Origin of the sequence: Novosphingobium mangrovisedimenti (assembly GCF_025153475.1) — a bacterium.
Taxonomy (GTDB): Bacteria; Pseudomonadota; Alphaproteobacteria; order Sphingomonadales; family Sphingomonadaceae; genus Novosphingobium; species Novosphingobium mangrovi_A.
In genome coordinates this window covers 141,955-159,675 of record NZ_JANZXA010000010.1, presented here as the reverse complement: position 1 = coordinate 159,675, position 17,721 = coordinate 141,955, and the positions used below count along the sequence as shown (strand labels likewise).

Below are 17,721 nucleotides of genomic sequence, written 5' to 3'. Positions count from 1 at the left end.
GTACCAGCCATTGACATCCAACAACGGGTTTTCATTATGCCAACACTTAATCGACGAAAATTTCTGGCCACGGGCACAGCCTCGTTGGGAGCGCTCGGCGTAGCGCATGCCATGCCGGCCTGGGCACGTGGCGCGGCGGGGGGCACTCTGGCACGGCGCGGCAGCGATGTGCTGTCTGGCGAGCACCTCACCATGACCGTTGCCGACGCCGCCTTCCGGACCGGCAAGCGCCACGGGCCGGCGGTTACCGTTAATGGCACGCTGCCGGGGCCGCTGGTGCGGCTCAAGGAAGGCCAGAAGCTTGTCGTCGACCTCGTCAACGACAGCTCCGAAGGCACATCCATCCACTGGCATGGCATGCTGGTGCCGTTCCTGATGGACGGCGTACCGGGCGTGACCATGGCGGCGGTGAAGCCCGGCGAGACATTTCGCTACGAATTCCCGATCCGCCAGGCTGGCACCTATTGGTGGCATGCCCATACGCTGCAGGAGCCGATGGGGCACTACGGCCCGATCGTGATCGATCCGCTTGAGCCCGATCCCTTCACCTGGGACCGGGAATATGTGCTGATGCTGTCCGACTGGTCGCCCATGCAGCCCATGACGATCATGGAAAAGCTCCGGACCCAGGCCGATTATTTCAATTACCATCAGACCACCGCCACCGACGACTATCCGCTGAACGGCGCGCAGCGGCGGATGTGGGCGAAGATGCGCATGAGCCCGACCGACATCGCGGACGTTACCGGCTCGACCTATACCTATCTGATCAACGGCCATGGCCCGGCGGATGGGCTCGAACTGCCGTTCACGCCGGGCGAGCGCATACGCCTGCGGATCATCAACGGCAGCGCGATGACCTTCTTCAACATCCGCATTCCCGGCCTGCCGATGACCGTGGTCGCAGCCGACGGACAGAATGTGAATCCGGTCGAGACCGATGAATTCCAGATCGGCGTTGCAGAGACCTACGATGTGCTGATCACGCCCAGGGACGCAGAAGCGTTCGCGTTCGTCGCCGAGTCCATCGATCGCTCCGGCATGGGCGTGGCGATGCTGTCGTCGCGCCCCGGAGCTCGCGCGTCTGTTCCACCGCTGCGCAAGCCGCCGGTCCTGACCATGGCCGATATGGGCATGGCGATGGGCGGAGATGCCATGGCCGGCATGGACATGAGCGGCATGGACATGGCCGGAATGGACATGGGGGGCGACAAGGGCGGCAAGGGCTCCGGCATGAAGATGTCAGGCATGAACATGCGCGATACTTCGCGACTTCCTGCTGACGTGAAGGTCGGTCCGGGGCTCGGTATGGTGGCGATGAACCCGGTCGACCGGATGGATTTTCCCGGTCTCGGCCTCGATCATGTCGATCACCGGGTCCTGACCTACAAGCAGCTTGTCGCCGCCAGCCCCAATCCCGATCCGCGCAAGCCCACGCGGCTCAAGGAAATCCACCTGACCGGTAACATGGAACGCTACATGTGGTCCTTCGACGGCCAGAAGTTCGACGCCGTTACCGACAAGCCTATACGCTTTGCCTTCAACGAACGGGTGCGTGTGCGTCTCGTCAATGACACGATGATGGTCCATCCCATCCATTTGCACGGCCACTTCTTCGAGCTGGTGAACGGCGCGCCGGGCGATCATCAGCCGCGCAAGCACACGGTCAATGTTCAGCCGGGGGGCAGCGCGACCTTTGACCTGACGGCCGATGCCCCGGGTGACTGGGCATTCCACTGCCACCTCTTCTACCACATGCACCAGGGCATGTTTCAGATCGTGACGGTGCGTCCGCTGCAGGAAGGAGCCGAGCTGTGAAATACCTTCTCGCTCTCCCGCTGCTGGTCGCCAGTCCCGCTTTCGCGCAGGATCAGGCGGATCACGCCGGCCATCATCCGCAAGCATCCACGCAGAAGCCTGCCGATCCATCAGACAGCAGCGCCGGCACGCCAAGCGCCCCCGCGTCAAGTGACACGAAGAAGATGCCCGGGGGCATGGATCATTCGATGATGAATGGCTCGATGGATCACGGAACGATGGACCATATGCAGATGGGGCACGACATGGACATGAGCCATGGCAATTCTGCCCCGGTGTCCTCCGATGATATCCCCCAGTCACCGCCGCCGCCTGAGGCCTTCTCCGGTCCGGCCTTTGCGGCTGACCAGTATGTCGGGGCCGACGTGATGGCGGCATCGCGGGCGCACGTAGTTCGCGAAGTGAGCGGATTGCCGGTCTTCTGGTTCATGGCCGACCGCGCAGAGTACCGTGCCCGCAAGGGCAAGGATGGTTATACCTGGGATGTTCAGGGCGCCTATGGCGGCCATATCGACAAGCTTTGGTTCAAGAGCGAAGGCGAGGGCAATTTCGGCAAAAAGCCGGAGCGAGCCGAAGTCCAGGCCCTGTGGAGCCACGCCATCGGGCCGCGGTGGGATCTCCAGGCCGGTGTTCGTCAGGACCTTGTGGGGCCTTCGCGAACCTATGCCGCCATCGGCGTGCAGGGCCTGGCGCCCTACCTGTTCGACATCGAGGCCACGGCTTTCGTTTCAAATAAGGGCGATGTCACGGCCAGGGTTCAGGCTGAACTGGATCAGCGCATCACCCAGCGACTGATCCTGCAGCCCCGCGCGGAGATCAATCTTGCGGCTCAGGACATTCCGGAACTGGGTATCGGAGGTGGTGTCGATCGTATTGAGGCAGGGCTGCGCCTGCGCTACGAATTCAGACGCGAGTTTGCCCCCTACATCGGCATCGCGCAGGAATGGAAGGTCGGCACCAGCGCCGATTATGCCCGCGCCGCGGGAGAGAACCCGAGCGTCACCAACTTCGTGGCCGGTGTTCGGTTCTGGTTCTGAATGCAGTCGATACGATATGCACCTGCCCTGGAGCACAAATTGGCTCCAGGGCAGGTACAGTCGGCATTCTGATCGTGCGATGATGCCAAAGGGCTGGTTCGCAAGGCCACCCGGAAGGAGCGAATAGTTGCAGAACCATCATCTCCAGGCACAGGAAAAGGACGCCACGAACAAAGCTACGGACAAGAATAGCATCACCCTGAGCGGCGCGGTCGCGATGGGAACCGGCGTCATGATCGGCGCGGGTATTTTCGCATTGACCGGACAGATCGCGCAGCTTGCCGGACCGCTTTTTCCGCTCTCGTTCATCGTGGGCGCCGCTGTAACGGCGCTCGCGGCCTACAGCTACATCAAGATGTCGAACGCCTGGCCGTCTTCGGGCGGCATCGCCATGATCCTGAACAAGGCATATGGCCCCGGGACCGTCGCCGCTTCCGCATCTTTGCTTATGGCGCTTTCGATGGTCATCAATGAAAGCCTCGTGGCTCGGACCTTCGCGACCTACGCATTGCGTCCTTTCGACATGGAGAGTAGCGGGTTACTGCTGTCCCTTCTGGCGCTCGGCCTGATTGTCCTGGCCTACGCGATAAACGCATCGGGTAATCGCTCCGTCAGTGCGTTCTCCCTGGTCATGTCGATCATAAAGATTGGCGGGATCGTCATCTTTGCCGTGGCAGCGATCTGGGCGAGCGGTCTCACCTCCGGCGCATTTTCTGGCGAGGCGATGACCGGTGGCCCCGTGGATTTCGTGGCGTCGGTTGCGTTTTCGATTCTTGCCTTCAAGGGCTTCACGACGATCACCAACAGCGGCGGAGAAATCGTCGATCCGCATCGAAATGTCGGTCGCACGATCATGATCGCGATCGGCATCTGCGTGGTGACCTATCTGCTTGTCGCCATCGCTGTCGGATCGAGCCTGAGTATCAACGCCATCATCGATGCCCGCGATTACTCGCTCGCCGCAGCTGCGGAGCCTGCACTTGGCCGGATAGGATTCTATTTTACCATCGCCATCGCATTGGCTGCGACAACGTCCGGCGTCATCGCCAGTGTTTTCGCCGTGTCACGGATGCTCACGATGCTGACGGAAATGAAAATGATCCCGCACAGCCACTTCGGCATGAGCGGGAGCCTGCGCAGTCACCTCCTGATCTATACGGTCGTAGTGGCCGGAACGCTTGCGGTGCTCTTTGATCTCTCACGTATCGCCGCGCTCGGTGCCTTCTTTTACCTGGTGATGGACATGTTGGTTCATTGGGGCGTTTTTCGTCACCTGCGCCGAGAGGTCGGTGCGAGGGCGACGGTCCTGCTTGCCGCACTGGCCGCCGATTTCGTCGTGCTGATCGCGTTCACGATTGCCAAGCTGCAGACCGATCCAGCGATCGTTGCGTATGCGGCCGTGGGCATTGCCGCAGCATTCGCAGGAGAGGCTATGTTTCTCTCGCGCGGAAGACATTCCCCGGCGCACGATCGTGCCCCCCATTCGCACCAAACAGCAAAACGAGGGCCGAAATGATGATTGTTGCGATCGTCATCGGGGTTCTCCTGTTTCTTGGAGCCATTTGGCTACACATCGGTATGCTGGCTCTTGCGCGCATGACCTACGGCGGAAGCGCTGTGCGTCCACTGAGATTCAGTGCCGCCTATCTCATCGTCCTTATGAGCCATCTGCTCATTGCTCTCGAATTCGCTGCTGGCTTCAAATGGAGTCACAGTCTGGGGCTGGGCGGATTCGTCCATACGCCAGGTGAGAACTGGATGGATCTCTTTTATTTTTCGTTGGTCAACATCACGACACTTGGCCTTGGCGACATCTATCCGACCGGACACGTTCGCGCTCTTGCGGGAATTGAGTCCCTCACCGGTTTCCTGCTGATCAGCTGCACAGCGCAATTTATTTTTGAAACACTTCACAAGCCTGCCACCGCAACAGGCTGATAGTTGCTCGTATCGGGCCCTCACAGAACCTTGGTATGCGCGCTCCCCTCGGATCCAGCGCCGACGGACTAGAACCCATTGTCCTGGTAATGGATTTGAAGGGGGGAGGGAGGGGGATGGTATCTGTTGTGAGCAAGATCATGGGACACCAATTCCACCTCGACACGTCAAATCCTCGTTTCCCCATCTCCGGCGGATATGCTAGCTTTCCGGCCGGAAGGGATACGATCGTGGACACTCCTATCGAACCGGTCGAAACTGAAGCTGAGATGGTCGCGCATGCGAGCGAGCGCCCGCGCGCGTCTGTCTGGCTGTGGCGCCCCTGGTACGCAAAACTTTGGTGGGCCGGTATTGCCATCTATTGGCTGGGAAAAGCCGGTTCGATCTATTCCTCCATTTTGGACCAATTCTATTCCAGCGCGCTCGGCGGTCTTCTGAACGTCGCCTTCTTCCCACCGCTGGCGCTCATGGTGCTTGGCCTCGGCTTCGCGAGGGCCAGGTTTGAGTGGAGCGATTGGGAATTTGTCGAGCCGACACATGAGCAGATGTTTCCGAAACGCTCGGTGGGCGGAATGCGTGATCCCTATGCTGACCCGCTTGATCCACGCTCAGGAGCGCTTCACTGGAGGCGCGTCGACGGCACCCCCTGATCCCTTATTTGTCGCGACGTTCCTTGAAGGTCGGATCACCGTCAAACGGACCGTTTGCCAAATCATCTGAGAACCGTCCGGTCTTGAGAACGGATGATTGTTCGATTGACGTCAGCGGTCCAGTGACGTCTGCAGTACCACGACCTGAATCAGCCTGTTCCAGATAGCGATTGCGCAGTCCGCTCGGTCCCAGAATTTGACGACTCAACGCGCGCGAGAACGCATCCGCCGGACTGTCGGAGCGCGAGGCCGCTCGCTCCGCTGCGGCAATCGCTTCACGCACGTCGTAGTTCACGATGTCGATATTGGCGTTGGCGGTTTCCGAAGTGGTCCCGCGATCGGAGCTTTCAAAACCCAAGTTTACCCCAGCCCCGCCGGCTACAGAACTGCCCGATTGCTTCCCTGCATTAGGCCTTGCCTTGGCGGGAGCGGCACGACTGGCAGACGCAGATATTGAAGCACCGGCATCCGTTCCCATCGATGTGCTGTCTTCCGCGCGCCGTGCGATATTTCGCGTCCACCCGGTCTGCGCCATGATCGCCTGAACATCGCGCTGCAGCGTGTCGGCGACCTGAGGCTTCAATCGCCAGTTGCCGCGCCGATCCATTTCGAACCCGCCGCGCAGCCAATTCGCCATGGCGGCTTGGCCTTCCTTGCCACCGCCCATGAAGCTCTCGATCGTGTCGGGTCCGGCCTGCTTGCCCGCCTCGAACCGCGTGCTGGTGTCGCTCCGCGCCGAACGCTGGAAACCCGTGCTGCTCGATACCAGCAGATCGTTGTGAGCGAAGCTGAACCGCGCTGACCCGCCATTGGCGACGGCGCCCAATTGACTCTCGTTGATGAGACCACCTTTCCACATTTGCGCGGCGGTTTCCGGGGTGACGTTGAGATTGAGATCACCATTCTGGTCCATCGCGATCTGGCGCTTGGTGAGATTAATGCCGTGCTCGCGGAGCAGACCCTGCATGCGGGTCAAGCGCTCGTTGTCGACAATGCGGGTCATGCGCTCATTGCGCGCACGATCGGCGATCCCACCGGCTCCCCCTTCAGCCATGTCGGTCTGGTTGCCGGCCGTGCGGCTCAGCGCCTGGATGAAGCTGTCAAGCCGCGCGGCTTCCCGTGTCGAAATCCCGGCCGCAGCCGCACCCTCGGCAAAGCCGAAGTTCTCCGACTGGCGGCGCTCCTCGCCGATGCGCGCGGCGCTGCGCGTGCCGCCGGTTCCCGCCTCGCGCTGGGCGTCAAGCTTGCCTGTACGCTCAGCAAAATCATAGCCCGCCGCCTCACGTGTGCGGCCATAGATGCTGGTGCCTTCGCGGCCTGCTTCGGCGGTCGCGCCATCGGCGGTGCCGAGCTGAACCGCGGCATTGTAGGTTTCGAGGGCTCGCACGACCTGTGCTTCGTTGCGCCCTGTCGAGCGGGAGAGCTGCGAAATGGCCGACGAGCGTGCCTCGCCCGAGAGTGCATTGATGAACGAGGTGCGCCGGCTTGTCTCGTCGAGTGACAAACCGAGCATACCGGCTGCACTGCGCTGCCCCTCATTACCGCCCGTGCGCCAGGCCTGTTCGGTTGCGACATTGCGCCGCTCGGTCTCGGAAACACGGTCCCCGGCATAGTCTCGGCGCCCTTCCATCGCTCCGACCTGGACCTCAGCCCCGGTGAGGTCGTTCCTGAGCATCTGCTCCTGATCGTAAGTGTTGGCGATGAGCTTGGCGAAGGTCGGATCGGCGCCAGCGTCACCGATCACCCCCGACGCCTTCAGCTCGGCATCCGCCTTCGAATAGCCGCCGCGCTCAAAGTGCCGCGCGGCGCCCTGGAACATCATCGCATAGGCGCGCTCGTCGCCGAACGCTTTCCACTGCACCATGTTCTGCGCGAAAGAGGCAAAGGCCTTCTCTCCGGCCTGACCCGAACCAAAATAGCCAGTGCCCAAGCCACGCAGGGCATCCCTTTCGGCAAAATTGTGGATCGCCGCCGTGATGGCATTGGCGCGCACGGCGCGCGCGACAGTTGGATCGCTCAAATCTTTGCCATTGAGCACAGGGGCAAGCCCGCCGAGCTCGCGCGCGGCATCGATCCCGCCCATGCCGAAGGCCGGAACGCCCGGTACACCGCCGCCTTGTTCGCCGAGTACGCCAGAAGCTGCCCCGAATGCGCGGTTGGCACCGAAGGTCGCGCGCTCGCCAAAGTCGCCGAAGCTCGATGCCGCGCTACGCCTTGCCATCGTACCCGCGGCGGAAGCCTGCGATTCCAGCGCGGAGGCGTAGCCCTCGCGCGTGGCGAGCGGCGCGGCGGCGGCGGTGCCGAGCCCCTGCGCCTGCAGCGCGCTGCCGGTGAAGCTGGTGAAGACATTGCCCGAAAAGCGGAACACGGTGAAGACGAAGGCGCCGGCGAGGCCGGCGGCTGCCGTGCGGAAGGTTCCGAAGATCGCCAGCGCCTTCATCGCCGAGGAGGGTGCAAGCATCCAGGCATTGGCCGCCACCGCGTTCGAGCGCATCTCGGCGAGCACGTCCATCGCCCGACCCAGCGTCAGCTGGTAGATGCCGGCATCGATGACGCCCCAGAGCGCGACGAAGACGAAGAGTCCCAGCGCGAAGCTCGCGACGCGCAAGTTGATCGGGGTGAGGATGAACAGCAGCGCGATCGGCACCATGAACAGCATGATGCCGAACACGGTCGCGCGGATCGTCGGCAGCCATTCGTTGGCGACCGACATGGTGGCAAGTCCGTTGGAGACGATCGCCCGGTTTGCCATGACCCGCGCCGCCGAGGCCGGGCTGTCCTCGAACAGCACGTCGCCAACCGTGTTTCCGAGCAATATATCGGTCATGAACGTCTGCAGTGAGAGCGGCGTTCCCATCATGATCTGGCCCATCTCGCCAAGGTGTGAGCGGCAGCGCGCGAGTTGGGACGGATTGGTAACGTCATAGCCTGTGCGCTGGCAGACCTGTGTCGTGTAGCCATCGAACAGCGTGGGCTCGGCGAGGCGCGACCGGATATTGTCCCAGGCCTCCTGGCAACTGACGGTGGTGCCGCCCTTGTCGGCTGCGGTGTAGACGGTGCTGAAGGTAGCGGGGCCCGCCATCGCCGCGAAGGAAGCGGGCAGGTCGGTGGTGGTCCGGAACAACTGGTCGTCGTCCACGCCATAGGCGGGCGAGACCCGCGCGACGGGATAGCATTGCCGCACATAGTCCTTGATCGTCGCGTCCAGGAAACTGTCGGTCATCGGGCCGCGCGGCGAGACGGCGTTCAGGAACAAGTCGAAGCTGTGTCCGCCCGCGCCGAATTCCAGCTTGGCGCCCGGATCGATCGTATTGTCGTCGATCGCCTCGGCGAGCGAGCGTTCCATGAGATTGGTGACGCCGGCGACCAGCACGAGAAGATTGGGCACCCCGCCGACCGGCTGATAGGCGTTTCGGACCTTGTCGTAGACATGGACCGTGCCCGTGGTCGAGACGAGCCCGACGAAGAGGCCGACCCCGACGAGGATCTGGAAGCCGAAGGCGACGAGCCCCATGCCGGAGCCGCGCACGCTGGCGATCACCGCACCAAGTGCGATGCCGGCCACCGCGATGATCATCACCAGCGTCTCGTAGCGCGGGTCGGCGAAGATCAGGGAGACCATGCGGAATGCGTCCACCGTCTCGCCGAAGCCGTCATAGGTATAGAAGCTGGTATCGACCGCCAGGGCGGGTGTCGCGGCGAAAGCCAGCAGCAGGGCGGGAAGGGCGCGGAAGGCCAGGCGCATGACGGTCTTCCCCCTCAACGGTTGGGGGCCGCGGCGGTGCCGCTGGCGTCACGCGCGTCGCGGTCGCGCTGGCGCAAGAGCCCGGCATAGTTCGCAGAGAGATTGGCGGAATTGAGGGCCGCGATATAGCTCTGGCGCATCTGCGCGCGCTGGCGCAGCACTTCCTCGCGCAGGTCGCGCAGCTGCTCGATGCCCTTGGAGAGGATGCGGGTCTGACAGACATTGGTATCGGCCGCGTCCGCCGCGCCCGCGGTGCTGACGCCGCGCTCGGCATTGAAAACCGCGAAGTCGATCGAACGCGTCAGATCGTTGAGCATCTGATAGGCCAGCGTCAGCGCCACCAGTTCATCGGTGTCGGCAATCACCGAGTCCGGCACGCCCTGGCGCACGCCCCATTCGAGCATGCGATAGACGGGGAGCGTGCGGACATTGGCGACGAATTGCTTTTCCTCTGCGGTAAGCGCTGCGCGTGTGCGGATCTTGGTGGTGATCGACTGCATCCTTGTCCGGGCAAGCTCGAGCGCACCCTTGCCGGTGTCGGTCGAGCAGTCGGCGCCGGTCGCCGGAATATTGAGCGCGCGGCGCTGGACCTTGCCGCTCAGAAAATCGTCGGGGCTTTCGTTATCCTGGTGCGGACAGGCGGGGATCGCCGAGAACAATGGCACCTTGTCCGCCGGATCCCAGCGCATATAGACATCGCCGACCCTGGCGCGCATGACGCTCGCCCATTCGCCGGCGCCAACCCGAGACGCGGCATGGGCGAGGAGCGAGCCGGTACGGAAGATGTCGGTGACTTCGGCCGGGCAATTGACGAGCGCGTCCTTCAAATCCTCGGTCGGGTTGTTCTGGTTTGCCTGGATTTTCTCGCGGGATTGCTGATAGCTCTTGGCAAAACCTTCCCTGACCGACTTGTAACCGGTCATCTCCTCGATAATCCCGGACATATTGTCGTCGCCCTTGGCGATCTGGACCATGCGGTTGGCGAGGCGGCAGTCGTTTACCTGGATCGAATTGAGGAAATTGGTCGCCGCTTCCATCTTCGAGATGATGTTGCCCATCTTCTCGTCGAGGGTTTCAAGCAGATACTGGAAGGCGACCGCGGGCGCGGCCTGGAGGATGCTTTCCAGCTTCTGGACGAGATAGTCGGGGTCGAGGAACGACATGCCGCCCAGGAACATGTCGATCCCGCCGCAACCGGCTTTCACCTTGGGCAAGGTGAGCGACATCAGGTAATCGTTGTGAACGTCGACACGGCCCGACATGCCGCCCGCGGTCACATAGCCGCGCGCCTGGTCCTCGAAACTGCCGGGTGAGGTGTAGGTCACATTGTCAAACCAGCTCTCTGCCCAGCTCTGGGCATGGGCGGGCGCGGTCGCAGTGCAGGCAGCAAGCAGGGCAAGTGCGGAGACGCTCAGGCGCCGGATCGATGGGAATATGCTGAACCTGACCATGGCGGGCTTCCTTTCGGACAATCAACAGGGGAGAGGGACCGGCCCGCCATGATCGGTTCCTTCAGCGGATGGATGCAGGACGCCGGGCCAAACCGACGATACCTGTAAACTTGGACAAGGCGCGTACGCCGACATCGACGCGAACGCCGGTCAGCATTTTCGCAGCCAGATAGGCATTGCGCGCGAGGTTGACCGCGTGATCGGTGCCGATCGCAATGGGCACGGTGCGGTTCGGGTCATTGACCGGACGTACCCATGCGACCGGATGACCGACCCAGGGCAAGCCGAGCCGGCCCGAACGCAGCATTGCCTCCTCGCCAGAGATCGTGCGGATCTGCCAGCCATAACGGCTTCGCAGCACGGCGAGCTTGGTCCAGAGGTCGGCGCAAGGCAGACATCCCGGCGTCGTGCTCATCTCGATGACGAAGGCCGGCGCCTCACCGCGCAGCGTCACGGCAAAATCGGGCGGAAAGTCGGGGGTGACTGGCACGCGCGCGAGCCACGCCTGCATGTCCGTGCTGTCGGCAACAGGATGGATGGCCGCGCGCATCGCGTCGTCAGGCGTGACGGGACGCGCAATTGCGATCGTGGCAGCGGTGAAACAAAGCGAAGCCGCGGCTATTGAGCTCGCCTTGACGGTAAGGTTATATATCCTTACATTGTGTCGGAACAAAAGGAAGCTGCCAATGACCAGTCTCACTGTTACAGCCAAAGGCCAGATCACGCTTCGGAAGGATCTGCTGCAGCATCTGGGTGCCCATCCGGGCTCGAAGCTGGAAATCGACAAATTGCCTGGAGGTGGGATCAAACTGACCCCTGTACCTGCGAAGGGCAAGATTTCCGACTTCTGCGGCTTTCTCAAGCGGGAGGGGCAAAAACCGGTTTCCATCGAGGAGATGAACGACGCCATCGCCAGGGGTTGGGCTGGGTTGCCGTGAAGATTACCGCCGACACAAACATTCTCGTTCGCGCCGTCACTGAGGATGATCCCATTCAGGGGCCGCTGGCGCGCAAACTCGTCACGACTGCTGGTTTGGTCGCCGTGACGTTGCCGGCACTGTGCGAACTCTGCTGGGTGCTTCGTACAGTCTACAAGTTCGGGAACGCGGACGTTGCTGCAGCCATCCGTTTGCTGCTTGACGCCGACAATGTTGCCATCGACAGGCAGGCGGTCGATGCCGGACTCGCGATACTGGATGTCGGTGGTGACTTCGCCGACGGTGTTATTGCTCATGGCGGCCAGTGGCTTGGCGGCGAAACCTTCGTCTCTTTCGACCAGAAAGCAGTTGCCTTGCTCAAGAAGGGGGGCACAAAGGTCTTGCTGCCACAATAGCGGCGTCGTCGTCTCTGAGATTTTGCGGGTAGGGATTGCTGTCATGGCCGCCGCTCCTCGCCCGTTTCAACGAGATCGCCGCCGAGCATGTCGCTGCTACGCGTGCGCGGATCACCGGCTCCTACCGGGCCGTTGGCGAGCGCGTCGAAAAAACCGTCCTCTTCGCCGGCGCCGGTCATGAACTGCTCGGGGCGGATGTCGCCGGTGAGGAGCTTTACGGCCTGATAGGCCATCTGCGCGAGATTGGGGTAGGTCTCGACCCCGGCGGCGATGACCATGCGCTGTTTGCTGCCTCGGCGGATGATCATCGTGGTGGGCGTCACCTCGACCCCGAAGCGCTGGCCGAGATCGGGGCGTTTATCGATGTCCATCAGCGTGACCTGCCAACCCATCTCGTCCTGGAAACGCTGCACGATCGGCCACTCGACCCGGCAATAGCCGCAGGTCGCGCGCGAGAACATGACCAGCGCGAATTCGTTCGAGTGGGCGCGCAGATACGAGCGGCGCACCTGGTCCTTCCACGCGGCAAGCTCAGAACGCGCATCGCCGACCATCGGATTGGCCGATTTGGAATTGAGTTCGGGATGCTGGAGCATCGCGATCTGCGTCAGTCCCGCGAAAGCGCGCGCTTTCCTCCGAGCAAAATCCTCAAGCCGCCAGAAGTCGGCGACGGCATCGACGGTAAGTACCGTTGCGGCATAGTCGCGCTGCTGCTCGATCAGCTTGTGGATTCTGGGCGGGGTCCATGTTGCGAGCTCGCCCATCGGAGGAATCACTGGCTTGATCAGCGCATCGGGATCGGGGGCAGCGGGCTCTTCCGGCCTGGTTGGTGGCGCGTACCACCAATAGCCCTGCTTGGCGGGCTCGCTCATTCCCTGGCTCGCCTGCGCCTCGACCGAAGCGGCGCCGGCGAAGAGTGCGGGTAGCATTGCGATCGTAGCGCACAGGCGCCTGATCGTACTCACAGGATCTTCTCCATGCGGGTGAGACGGCCAATCGCGACCGGGCCGTAATAGCGGCTGTCGAAGCCGTCGGGATGATGCGAGCCTACGAAGATGAACCCTGGCGGGATCGTGTCTTGCTTCGGCTGCCAATGGACGAGCTTCTGCCCGTTGCGGCCGAAAGGTTTGGACACGCCCAACAGGCGCCCGTTGCAGAAATAATACCCATCCCAGGCTCCCGGCGTCATCGAAGGTTTTTCGATCATGACGATCCGCTCGCCCGGCATACAGAGCGCCTGCTTGGTGACATTGACCGGCTTTGGCCCAGCGAGCGGATGCGAGAGCATGAACATGACATAGTCGCCCTTGCGGATCGGCCCGGGGCTTGTCCGAACCGCGACCGCATCGATCGAGGGGCTCATCACCCAGGTCACCTGCGGTATCGCCCACGCGGCAGCGAAACCGATCGGGAGCACGATGCCATAGGCTTTCCATAGCTGGGCGGGGCGGGGCGGGCTTCCAAGCCCCGAGCTCCCGAGCGCGACGGCGGCGCGCAAGGGCAGCAGCTTGACCTGGCCCCAAGCGGCCCTAACGGCGTTCCAGGCGAGCCTGAGCATCGCGCACCTCCACTTTCCCGCCCAGACGGGCATATTCCTCGAGCATTCCGGAGAGCGCGGCGTCGCCGTAAACCACATGAGTGGCCTGCGGACTGCTCTCGTCGCGTTCGCAATAGGGCTGGGTCGGATCGCCCGGGATCATCGCCAGAGCCGGCACCGTATTGACGCCGTGCTGGCGGAACGCCCGCGGATCGACGATCAGCTGGACACCCCGCATCGCGCAAGCCGGGCCCTCGCAGCCGGGATCGAGCCGCAGGATTTCGGCGGAGAGCTTCGCCATCGGCCCGACCCTGGAGAGACCGCCGGGCATCCCGCGAAACGCCATGACCCCGCCGACCTTCTCGAGCTGCCTAGCATAGGTCCGAAGCTCCGCGATCGGCATCGAGGACGAGACGAACAGCAGCGGCACCCAGCTGTGCGTCCCATCGGGCGCGGCGGTCTTGGCCACGACTTCCATGTCGGGGGCGTCCAAGCCGAGCGCCTGGCGCAGGCGTTTCGCCATCGCCTCCCGCTGGGCGGCAAGGGCATCCTTGCCCGCCTCGAGCGCGGCGCGCGCGCGGGCTTCCATGGCGGGCGATGGTGCGCGGGCGTGCAGCCCGTCGAAGGCGCGGCGGCGTTCCGCCTCAGGCAGTGCGGGAAGTGTGGGGGGGGCCGAGGCGGTATTCGCCTTCTGCAGCGCGACTGCTTCCTTCAGCCGCTCCATCGCGGCATCGCCCTGCTGCTGGGCCTTGGCCCGTCCGCTGGCTGGCGTCGTCGATGCCGATTCCTGCGCGGCGGCGGGGAGAGGGTTTCCCAGCACCACCGCGAGCAGCAGGGTGGGCGCGAGCAGTCGTTCACCCGCCCGGGCGCTATTGCCCGACGGTTTGCATATAGGCATCAATCCTATCCTTCATGTCGATCTGGATCTGGCCTTGCGTGCGGGCCTCGATGTCCGAATAATATTCGGAAAGGTCCATTCTGGAGAAATCCAGGGCCTGGAACTCTTCGGGCGTGAAGCCGCGGCAATAGGGCGCCTTGGGCGTGCCCCAGCCGACCGCGTTGAAGCTCTTGAGCTGTGGCCGCCCCTGCTCCTGGATAATGCGGCCGAGCTTGGTGTTGAAGCAGCAGTGCCCCTTGGCCTTCTGAAGGCAGATACCCAGAAACTTCGCGGTGCAGTAGCTGCCGACTTCGTGGCACATGCCCGAGCCGCGTAGCATGCCGGTTTCCATGTCTTCTTGGTCGCAGCCCTGGAGCAGCACCTCGATCATGAAATTTATGGCAAGACTGATCGCGATCGAGGTCGGATCAATCCCGACGATCATCGCATTGGCGCCGGCGCTTGCCGCTTCGCTCGCCGTCGCGCCGGCCAGATAAGCGGTATAGGCCGCCTTCATCCCGGTCAGAACGCCCTTGGCCACCGCGATCTTGGTCCCGAGCGAGCCGATCGCCGAACCCATGCCGTCCTTGACGATCTTGCCCTTGTCCTTGCAGCAGTTGCTGAAGGTCGTGAAAAGCCCCGGCGGCCGGCAGCGCATCGCGCGCCCCGCAAAAATCTCGATATTGGCGGTGCAATTGCCATTGGCATCGACGCTACCATCGGCCGGCACGCCGGGATCACCCATCGGAGGTTCCTCGACGATCGGGTTCACGTTTGTGTCCTGGCAGGCATTGGGCGCGCAGGTCGGCGCGCCGCCCGAGGCCGGTGCCTCGCACGGATATTGCGTACCCAGGGGGCAGGCATAGGCGCCGGGTCCTGTAACGGTGCAGGCCACCTGCTGGAGGGGACATTGCCAGGTCCCGCTTTGGGTCTCGGTGCAGCTTGCGGTCTCGCCGGGATCGGCGGCATCGCCGTTGCCGTTGAGGTCGGCCGCGCAGATCTGCTCGGCATGGGCAGGCGTAATGCTGATGGCAGCGGTGCCCAAAAACAGGGCAAGGGTAAAGGTCAAGCGCTTCATGGGGTTGCACTCGTGCAAGTCATGTCGGCGCCGGCGAGGCGGACGGTCTGCATCATCACCACGGCTTCGGGAAAGTCGTCGAGACAACCACAGGCCGACACGATCTCCTCGCCGGGGCCCGCCGGGCAGACGTTGGCGGCATCGCAGCTATGATAGAAGGTATCGTAGCCGGTGGGCGTGTTTTGCCGGCTTCCCACTACGCCGGCGGGCGCGGCGGCGGTATTGGCCTTGGGTGCGCGCGTTTTGCATATCGCCTCGCATGTCGGCACTGCAGCCTGCGGTGGCAGCGAGAAGGCGCGCGTTGAGGTGGTCACGGTACCGTCCGCCGCTTTGGTCCGGTCGGCGAGTAGCGTCTCGGTCGAATGGTCGATGATATAGGCGCCGCGACTCAGGTCCGGTTCGGGGAGCGCCGCGCTGTCAGTCATGCAGGCATAGGTCCGGTCGCGTTCGAAGAAGTCCCGGGTCAGTTGCAGCGTGCAGGTCGCATCGCCGAAGAGGCGCGTCTGCGGCAGCGGTTTGAGCCCGGTCGCGACACCGTTACGGAAAGTTTCGATACCATCGACCTGTTCTGCCGACAGATGGCATTTGGGATCGGTGGCATAGCCCGCGCACAGATCGACGATCCGTTCGGCCGTCTTGCAACTCGTATCGACCTCGGCGTGAACCCGCGCATAGGCTTCGCCCCGGTTGCCCACCGCCACATGCAGCCAGATCTCGTGATCGCCCCTGGTGAGCCAGGGTTTGAGATCGGTATTCGGCCAATAGTAGGTGGTGTGGTTCTGCTCGCAGCTTCCCGGTGGATAGCCGCTGCCGGTCCAGGCGCCAGGACCGTAGCCGACGAGATTGCCGTCGACCCGGATCTGCGCCCAGTCATCGGCGAAGAACAGCGGCAGGGTCACCGACTTCAGCCGGTCGGGATCTTCGATATGGAGCGTCATCCTGTAGTCGAAAAAGCCACAGCGGCCGCCGTAGAGATTGTTCTTGCCGGGCGAGCCCATCAGGAAATCGACCATGCCCGAAGGGTCGGCAATCGTCGCATAGCCGCCCGACCTGCGCGAAATGACGTCGTCGATCGTGACATGGTTCAGCGTCACCTCGCGGGTTACCGTGCAGGCGCGGAGCTGCTGCGCCTTGCCGGCGCCGGCGGGCGAGGCTGCCAGGACCTGAAACACGGGATTGGCCGAGGAGAGGGCAAAGGCGTCGCCCTGGATCGCCGCCGGGTTGGCGCGGTAGGCGGTCTGGCCGATCGCGGGACTGGAGGTGCAGGCTGTGGTCTGCGCGCCAACATAGTCGATCACCGGGCCGTTGATCCGCGCTTCGGCGACGCCGATGCGGGGATCGGCCGTGGTGAGCGCCCCGACCATGCCACCGCCCAAGTCCTTCAGCACAGAAGCGAGATTGGTCAGCACGAGATTGCTGCCGCAGCTGTCGTTCACGCAATAGCAGGCCGAGAGCTCGGCCATGTCGACCTGGGTCAGCTTCAATTCCTTCGCCGCGTCCAGATCCCAGCGCAGCGAGCGGCACTGGTTCCAGGTGCCGGGACTGCAGGAAATCACGCCGTTGGCGCAGATTCCCGAGACCGGCACGGGGAGCGTCAAACTGCTGTCGAAGGTGCCGTCGAGATTCTTGTCGCGCGAAATCCGGACGAGGGAGATATCACCGGTCGCCGAAGGCTGGATCAGCACTTCCAGCAGGTTCGCGGTCTTCTGGCAGGCGAGCGTCGGGGTGAAGCTTTTGCTGCCGTCGACCGTCGAAACCGGCTGTCCGCTCATCCCCGGGGTCACATAGTTCTTGAGCAGCGTATCGCTGTCGCCGCTTTTGGCGCGCGAAGCATCGGCGGCGGCACGCGCTCGGTCCTCCATGGTCTGCGCATGCACTAGCGCAGGCAGGAGCAGCGCCGCGCCTGCGAGGATGAAAGCTGGTCTCTTCAAGATCCCGCACTCCGGGACGCACGTAGGCGCGATCCCCTGCGCAGGCGGAACAGGTCGCCCGTCTTGAAGTCGGCCTCGCCAGCGCCGAGCACATGGAACAATGCCTCGCCTTCGAAGGTGGCCAGCACGGCCGTGATGGGTGTCCGAGCGTCTGAGAGGGGAAACGCTCGCGGTGACACATCGACGACCGTGCTGGCCGGGGTTGGAGCGGCGCCATGGGGGGCTGGCGGCGCCGCTCCCGCCTCGCGCGCGCCCTGGCAGCCTTGCTGGCTGTGGCGGGCAGACCACGGCAATTCCGGGGCTTGCGCGAGACGTTTGCGAACAAA

Annotated in this window: 15 protein-coding genes; 7 read left to right on the top strand and 8 right to left on the bottom strand. The window is 63.3% G+C overall.

Going from position 1 to position 17,721, the window contains the following annotated elements:
* Positions 1-36: 36 nt before the first annotated feature.
* The 5 genes from NZK81_RS15195 (at position 37) to NZK81_RS15175 (ending at position 5,443) form a co-directional block, all read left to right on the top strand.
* Positions 37-1,818 carry a copper resistance system multicopper oxidase gene (locus NZK81_RS15195; RefSeq protein ID WP_013833504.1) on the top strand — a complete coding sequence of 594 codons (1,782 nt, stop codon included), beginning with the start codon at positions 37-39 and terminating at the stop codon, positions 1,816-1,818.
* On the top strand, positions 1,815-2,855 hold the full coding sequence (locus NZK81_RS15190) for a copper resistance protein B (RefSeq protein ID WP_041558978.1): 1,041 nt from the start codon (positions 1,815-1,817) through the stop codon (positions 2,853-2,855). Before NZK81_RS15195 ends, NZK81_RS15190 begins: the two co-directional genes overlap by 4 nt.
* A gap of 127 nt (positions 2,856-2,982) precedes the next feature.
* Positions 2,983-4,371: an APC family permease gene (locus tag NZK81_RS15185; RefSeq protein WP_013833506.1), complete on the top strand. Its 1,389-nt coding sequence runs from the start codon at positions 2,983-2,985 to the stop codon at positions 4,369-4,371.
* Positions 4,368-4,793, top strand: a complete 426-nt coding sequence (locus NZK81_RS15180; RefSeq protein ID WP_232512440.1) for an ion channel — start codon at positions 4,368-4,370, stop codon at positions 4,791-4,793. Before NZK81_RS15185 ends, NZK81_RS15180 begins: the two co-directional genes overlap by 4 nt.
* A gap of 128 nt (positions 4,794-4,921) precedes the next feature.
* A complete protein-coding gene (locus NZK81_RS15175; RefSeq protein ID WP_051010072.1) occupies positions 4,922-5,443 on the top strand; it encodes a hypothetical protein in 522 nt (173 codons plus the stop codon).
* Between the two features lie 4 nt (positions 5,444-5,447).
* Here NZK81_RS15175 and NZK81_RS15170 read toward each other — a convergent pair whose 3' ends face one another.
* The 3 genes from NZK81_RS15170 to NZK81_RS15160 form a co-directional block, all read right to left on the bottom strand.
* Positions 5,448-9,188: a conjugal transfer protein TraG N-terminal domain-containing protein gene (locus NZK81_RS15170; protein ID WP_013833509.1), complete on the bottom strand. Its 3,741-nt coding sequence runs from the start codon at positions 9,186-9,188 to the stop codon at positions 5,448-5,450.
* A gap of 14 nt (positions 9,189-9,202) precedes the next feature.
* Entirely contained in the window at positions 9,203-10,639 is a 1,437-nt protein-coding gene (locus NZK81_RS15165) for a conjugal transfer protein TraH (protein ID WP_013833510.1), read from the bottom strand.
* Between the two features lie 61 nt (positions 10,640-10,700).
* On the bottom strand, positions 10,701-11,189 hold the full coding sequence (locus tag NZK81_RS15160) for a hypothetical protein (RefSeq protein WP_369799482.1): 489 nt from the start codon (positions 11,187-11,189) through the stop codon (positions 10,701-10,703).
* Positions 11,190-11,325: 136 nt separating this feature from the next.
* Between NZK81_RS15160 and NZK81_RS15155 the strand changes: the two genes are divergently transcribed.
* The gene (locus tag NZK81_RS15155; RefSeq protein WP_013833512.1) at positions 11,326-11,577 is read left to right on the top strand and encodes an AbrB/MazE/SpoVT family DNA-binding domain-containing protein; all 252 of its coding nucleotides are present in this window, start codon (positions 11,326-11,328) and stop codon (positions 11,575-11,577) included.
* A complete protein-coding gene (locus NZK81_RS15150) occupies positions 11,574-11,972 on the top strand; it encodes a type II toxin-antitoxin system VapC family toxin (protein ID WP_013833513.1) in 399 nt (132 codons plus the stop codon). Before NZK81_RS15155 ends, NZK81_RS15150 begins: the two co-directional genes overlap by 4 nt.
* 41 nt (positions 11,973-12,013) lie before the next feature.
* On the opposite strand, the gene NZK81_RS15145 is transcribed toward NZK81_RS15150, so the two are convergent.
* Genes NZK81_RS15145 through NZK81_RS15125 form a run of 5 tightly spaced genes read right to left on the bottom strand, consistent with a single transcriptional unit; the run spans position 12,014 to position 17,326 of the window.
* Positions 12,014-12,928 carry a conjugal transfer protein TraF gene (locus NZK81_RS15145; protein WP_369799501.1) on the bottom strand — a complete coding sequence of 305 codons (915 nt, stop codon included), beginning with the start codon at positions 12,926-12,928 and terminating at the stop codon, positions 12,014-12,016.
* Positions 12,929-12,933: 5 nt separating this feature from the next.
* Complete coding sequence (locus tag NZK81_RS15140; protein ID WP_013833515.1) at positions 12,934-13,530, bottom strand: S26 family signal peptidase; 597 nt, start codon at positions 13,528-13,530, stop codon at positions 12,934-12,936.
* Positions 13,502-14,407 (bottom strand): type-F conjugative transfer system pilin assembly protein TrbC, encoded by a 906-nt coding sequence (locus NZK81_RS15135; protein ID WP_041558979.1) that lies wholly within the window; start codon positions 14,405-14,407, stop codon positions 13,502-13,504. Before NZK81_RS15135 ends, NZK81_RS15140 begins: the two co-directional genes overlap by 29 nt.
* Positions 14,379-15,464, bottom strand: a complete 1,086-nt coding sequence (traN, locus tag NZK81_RS15130) for a conjugal transfer protein TraN (protein WP_013833517.1) — start codon at positions 15,462-15,464, stop codon at positions 14,379-14,381. The genes NZK81_RS15135 and traN overlap by 29 nt, the downstream gene beginning before the upstream one ends.
* A complete protein-coding gene (locus NZK81_RS15125) occupies positions 15,461-17,326 on the bottom strand; it encodes a hypothetical protein (RefSeq protein WP_013833518.1) in 1,866 nt (621 codons plus the stop codon). The genes traN and NZK81_RS15125 overlap by 4 nt, the downstream gene beginning before the upstream one ends.
* Between the last annotated feature and the right edge of the window lie 395 nt (positions 17,327-17,721).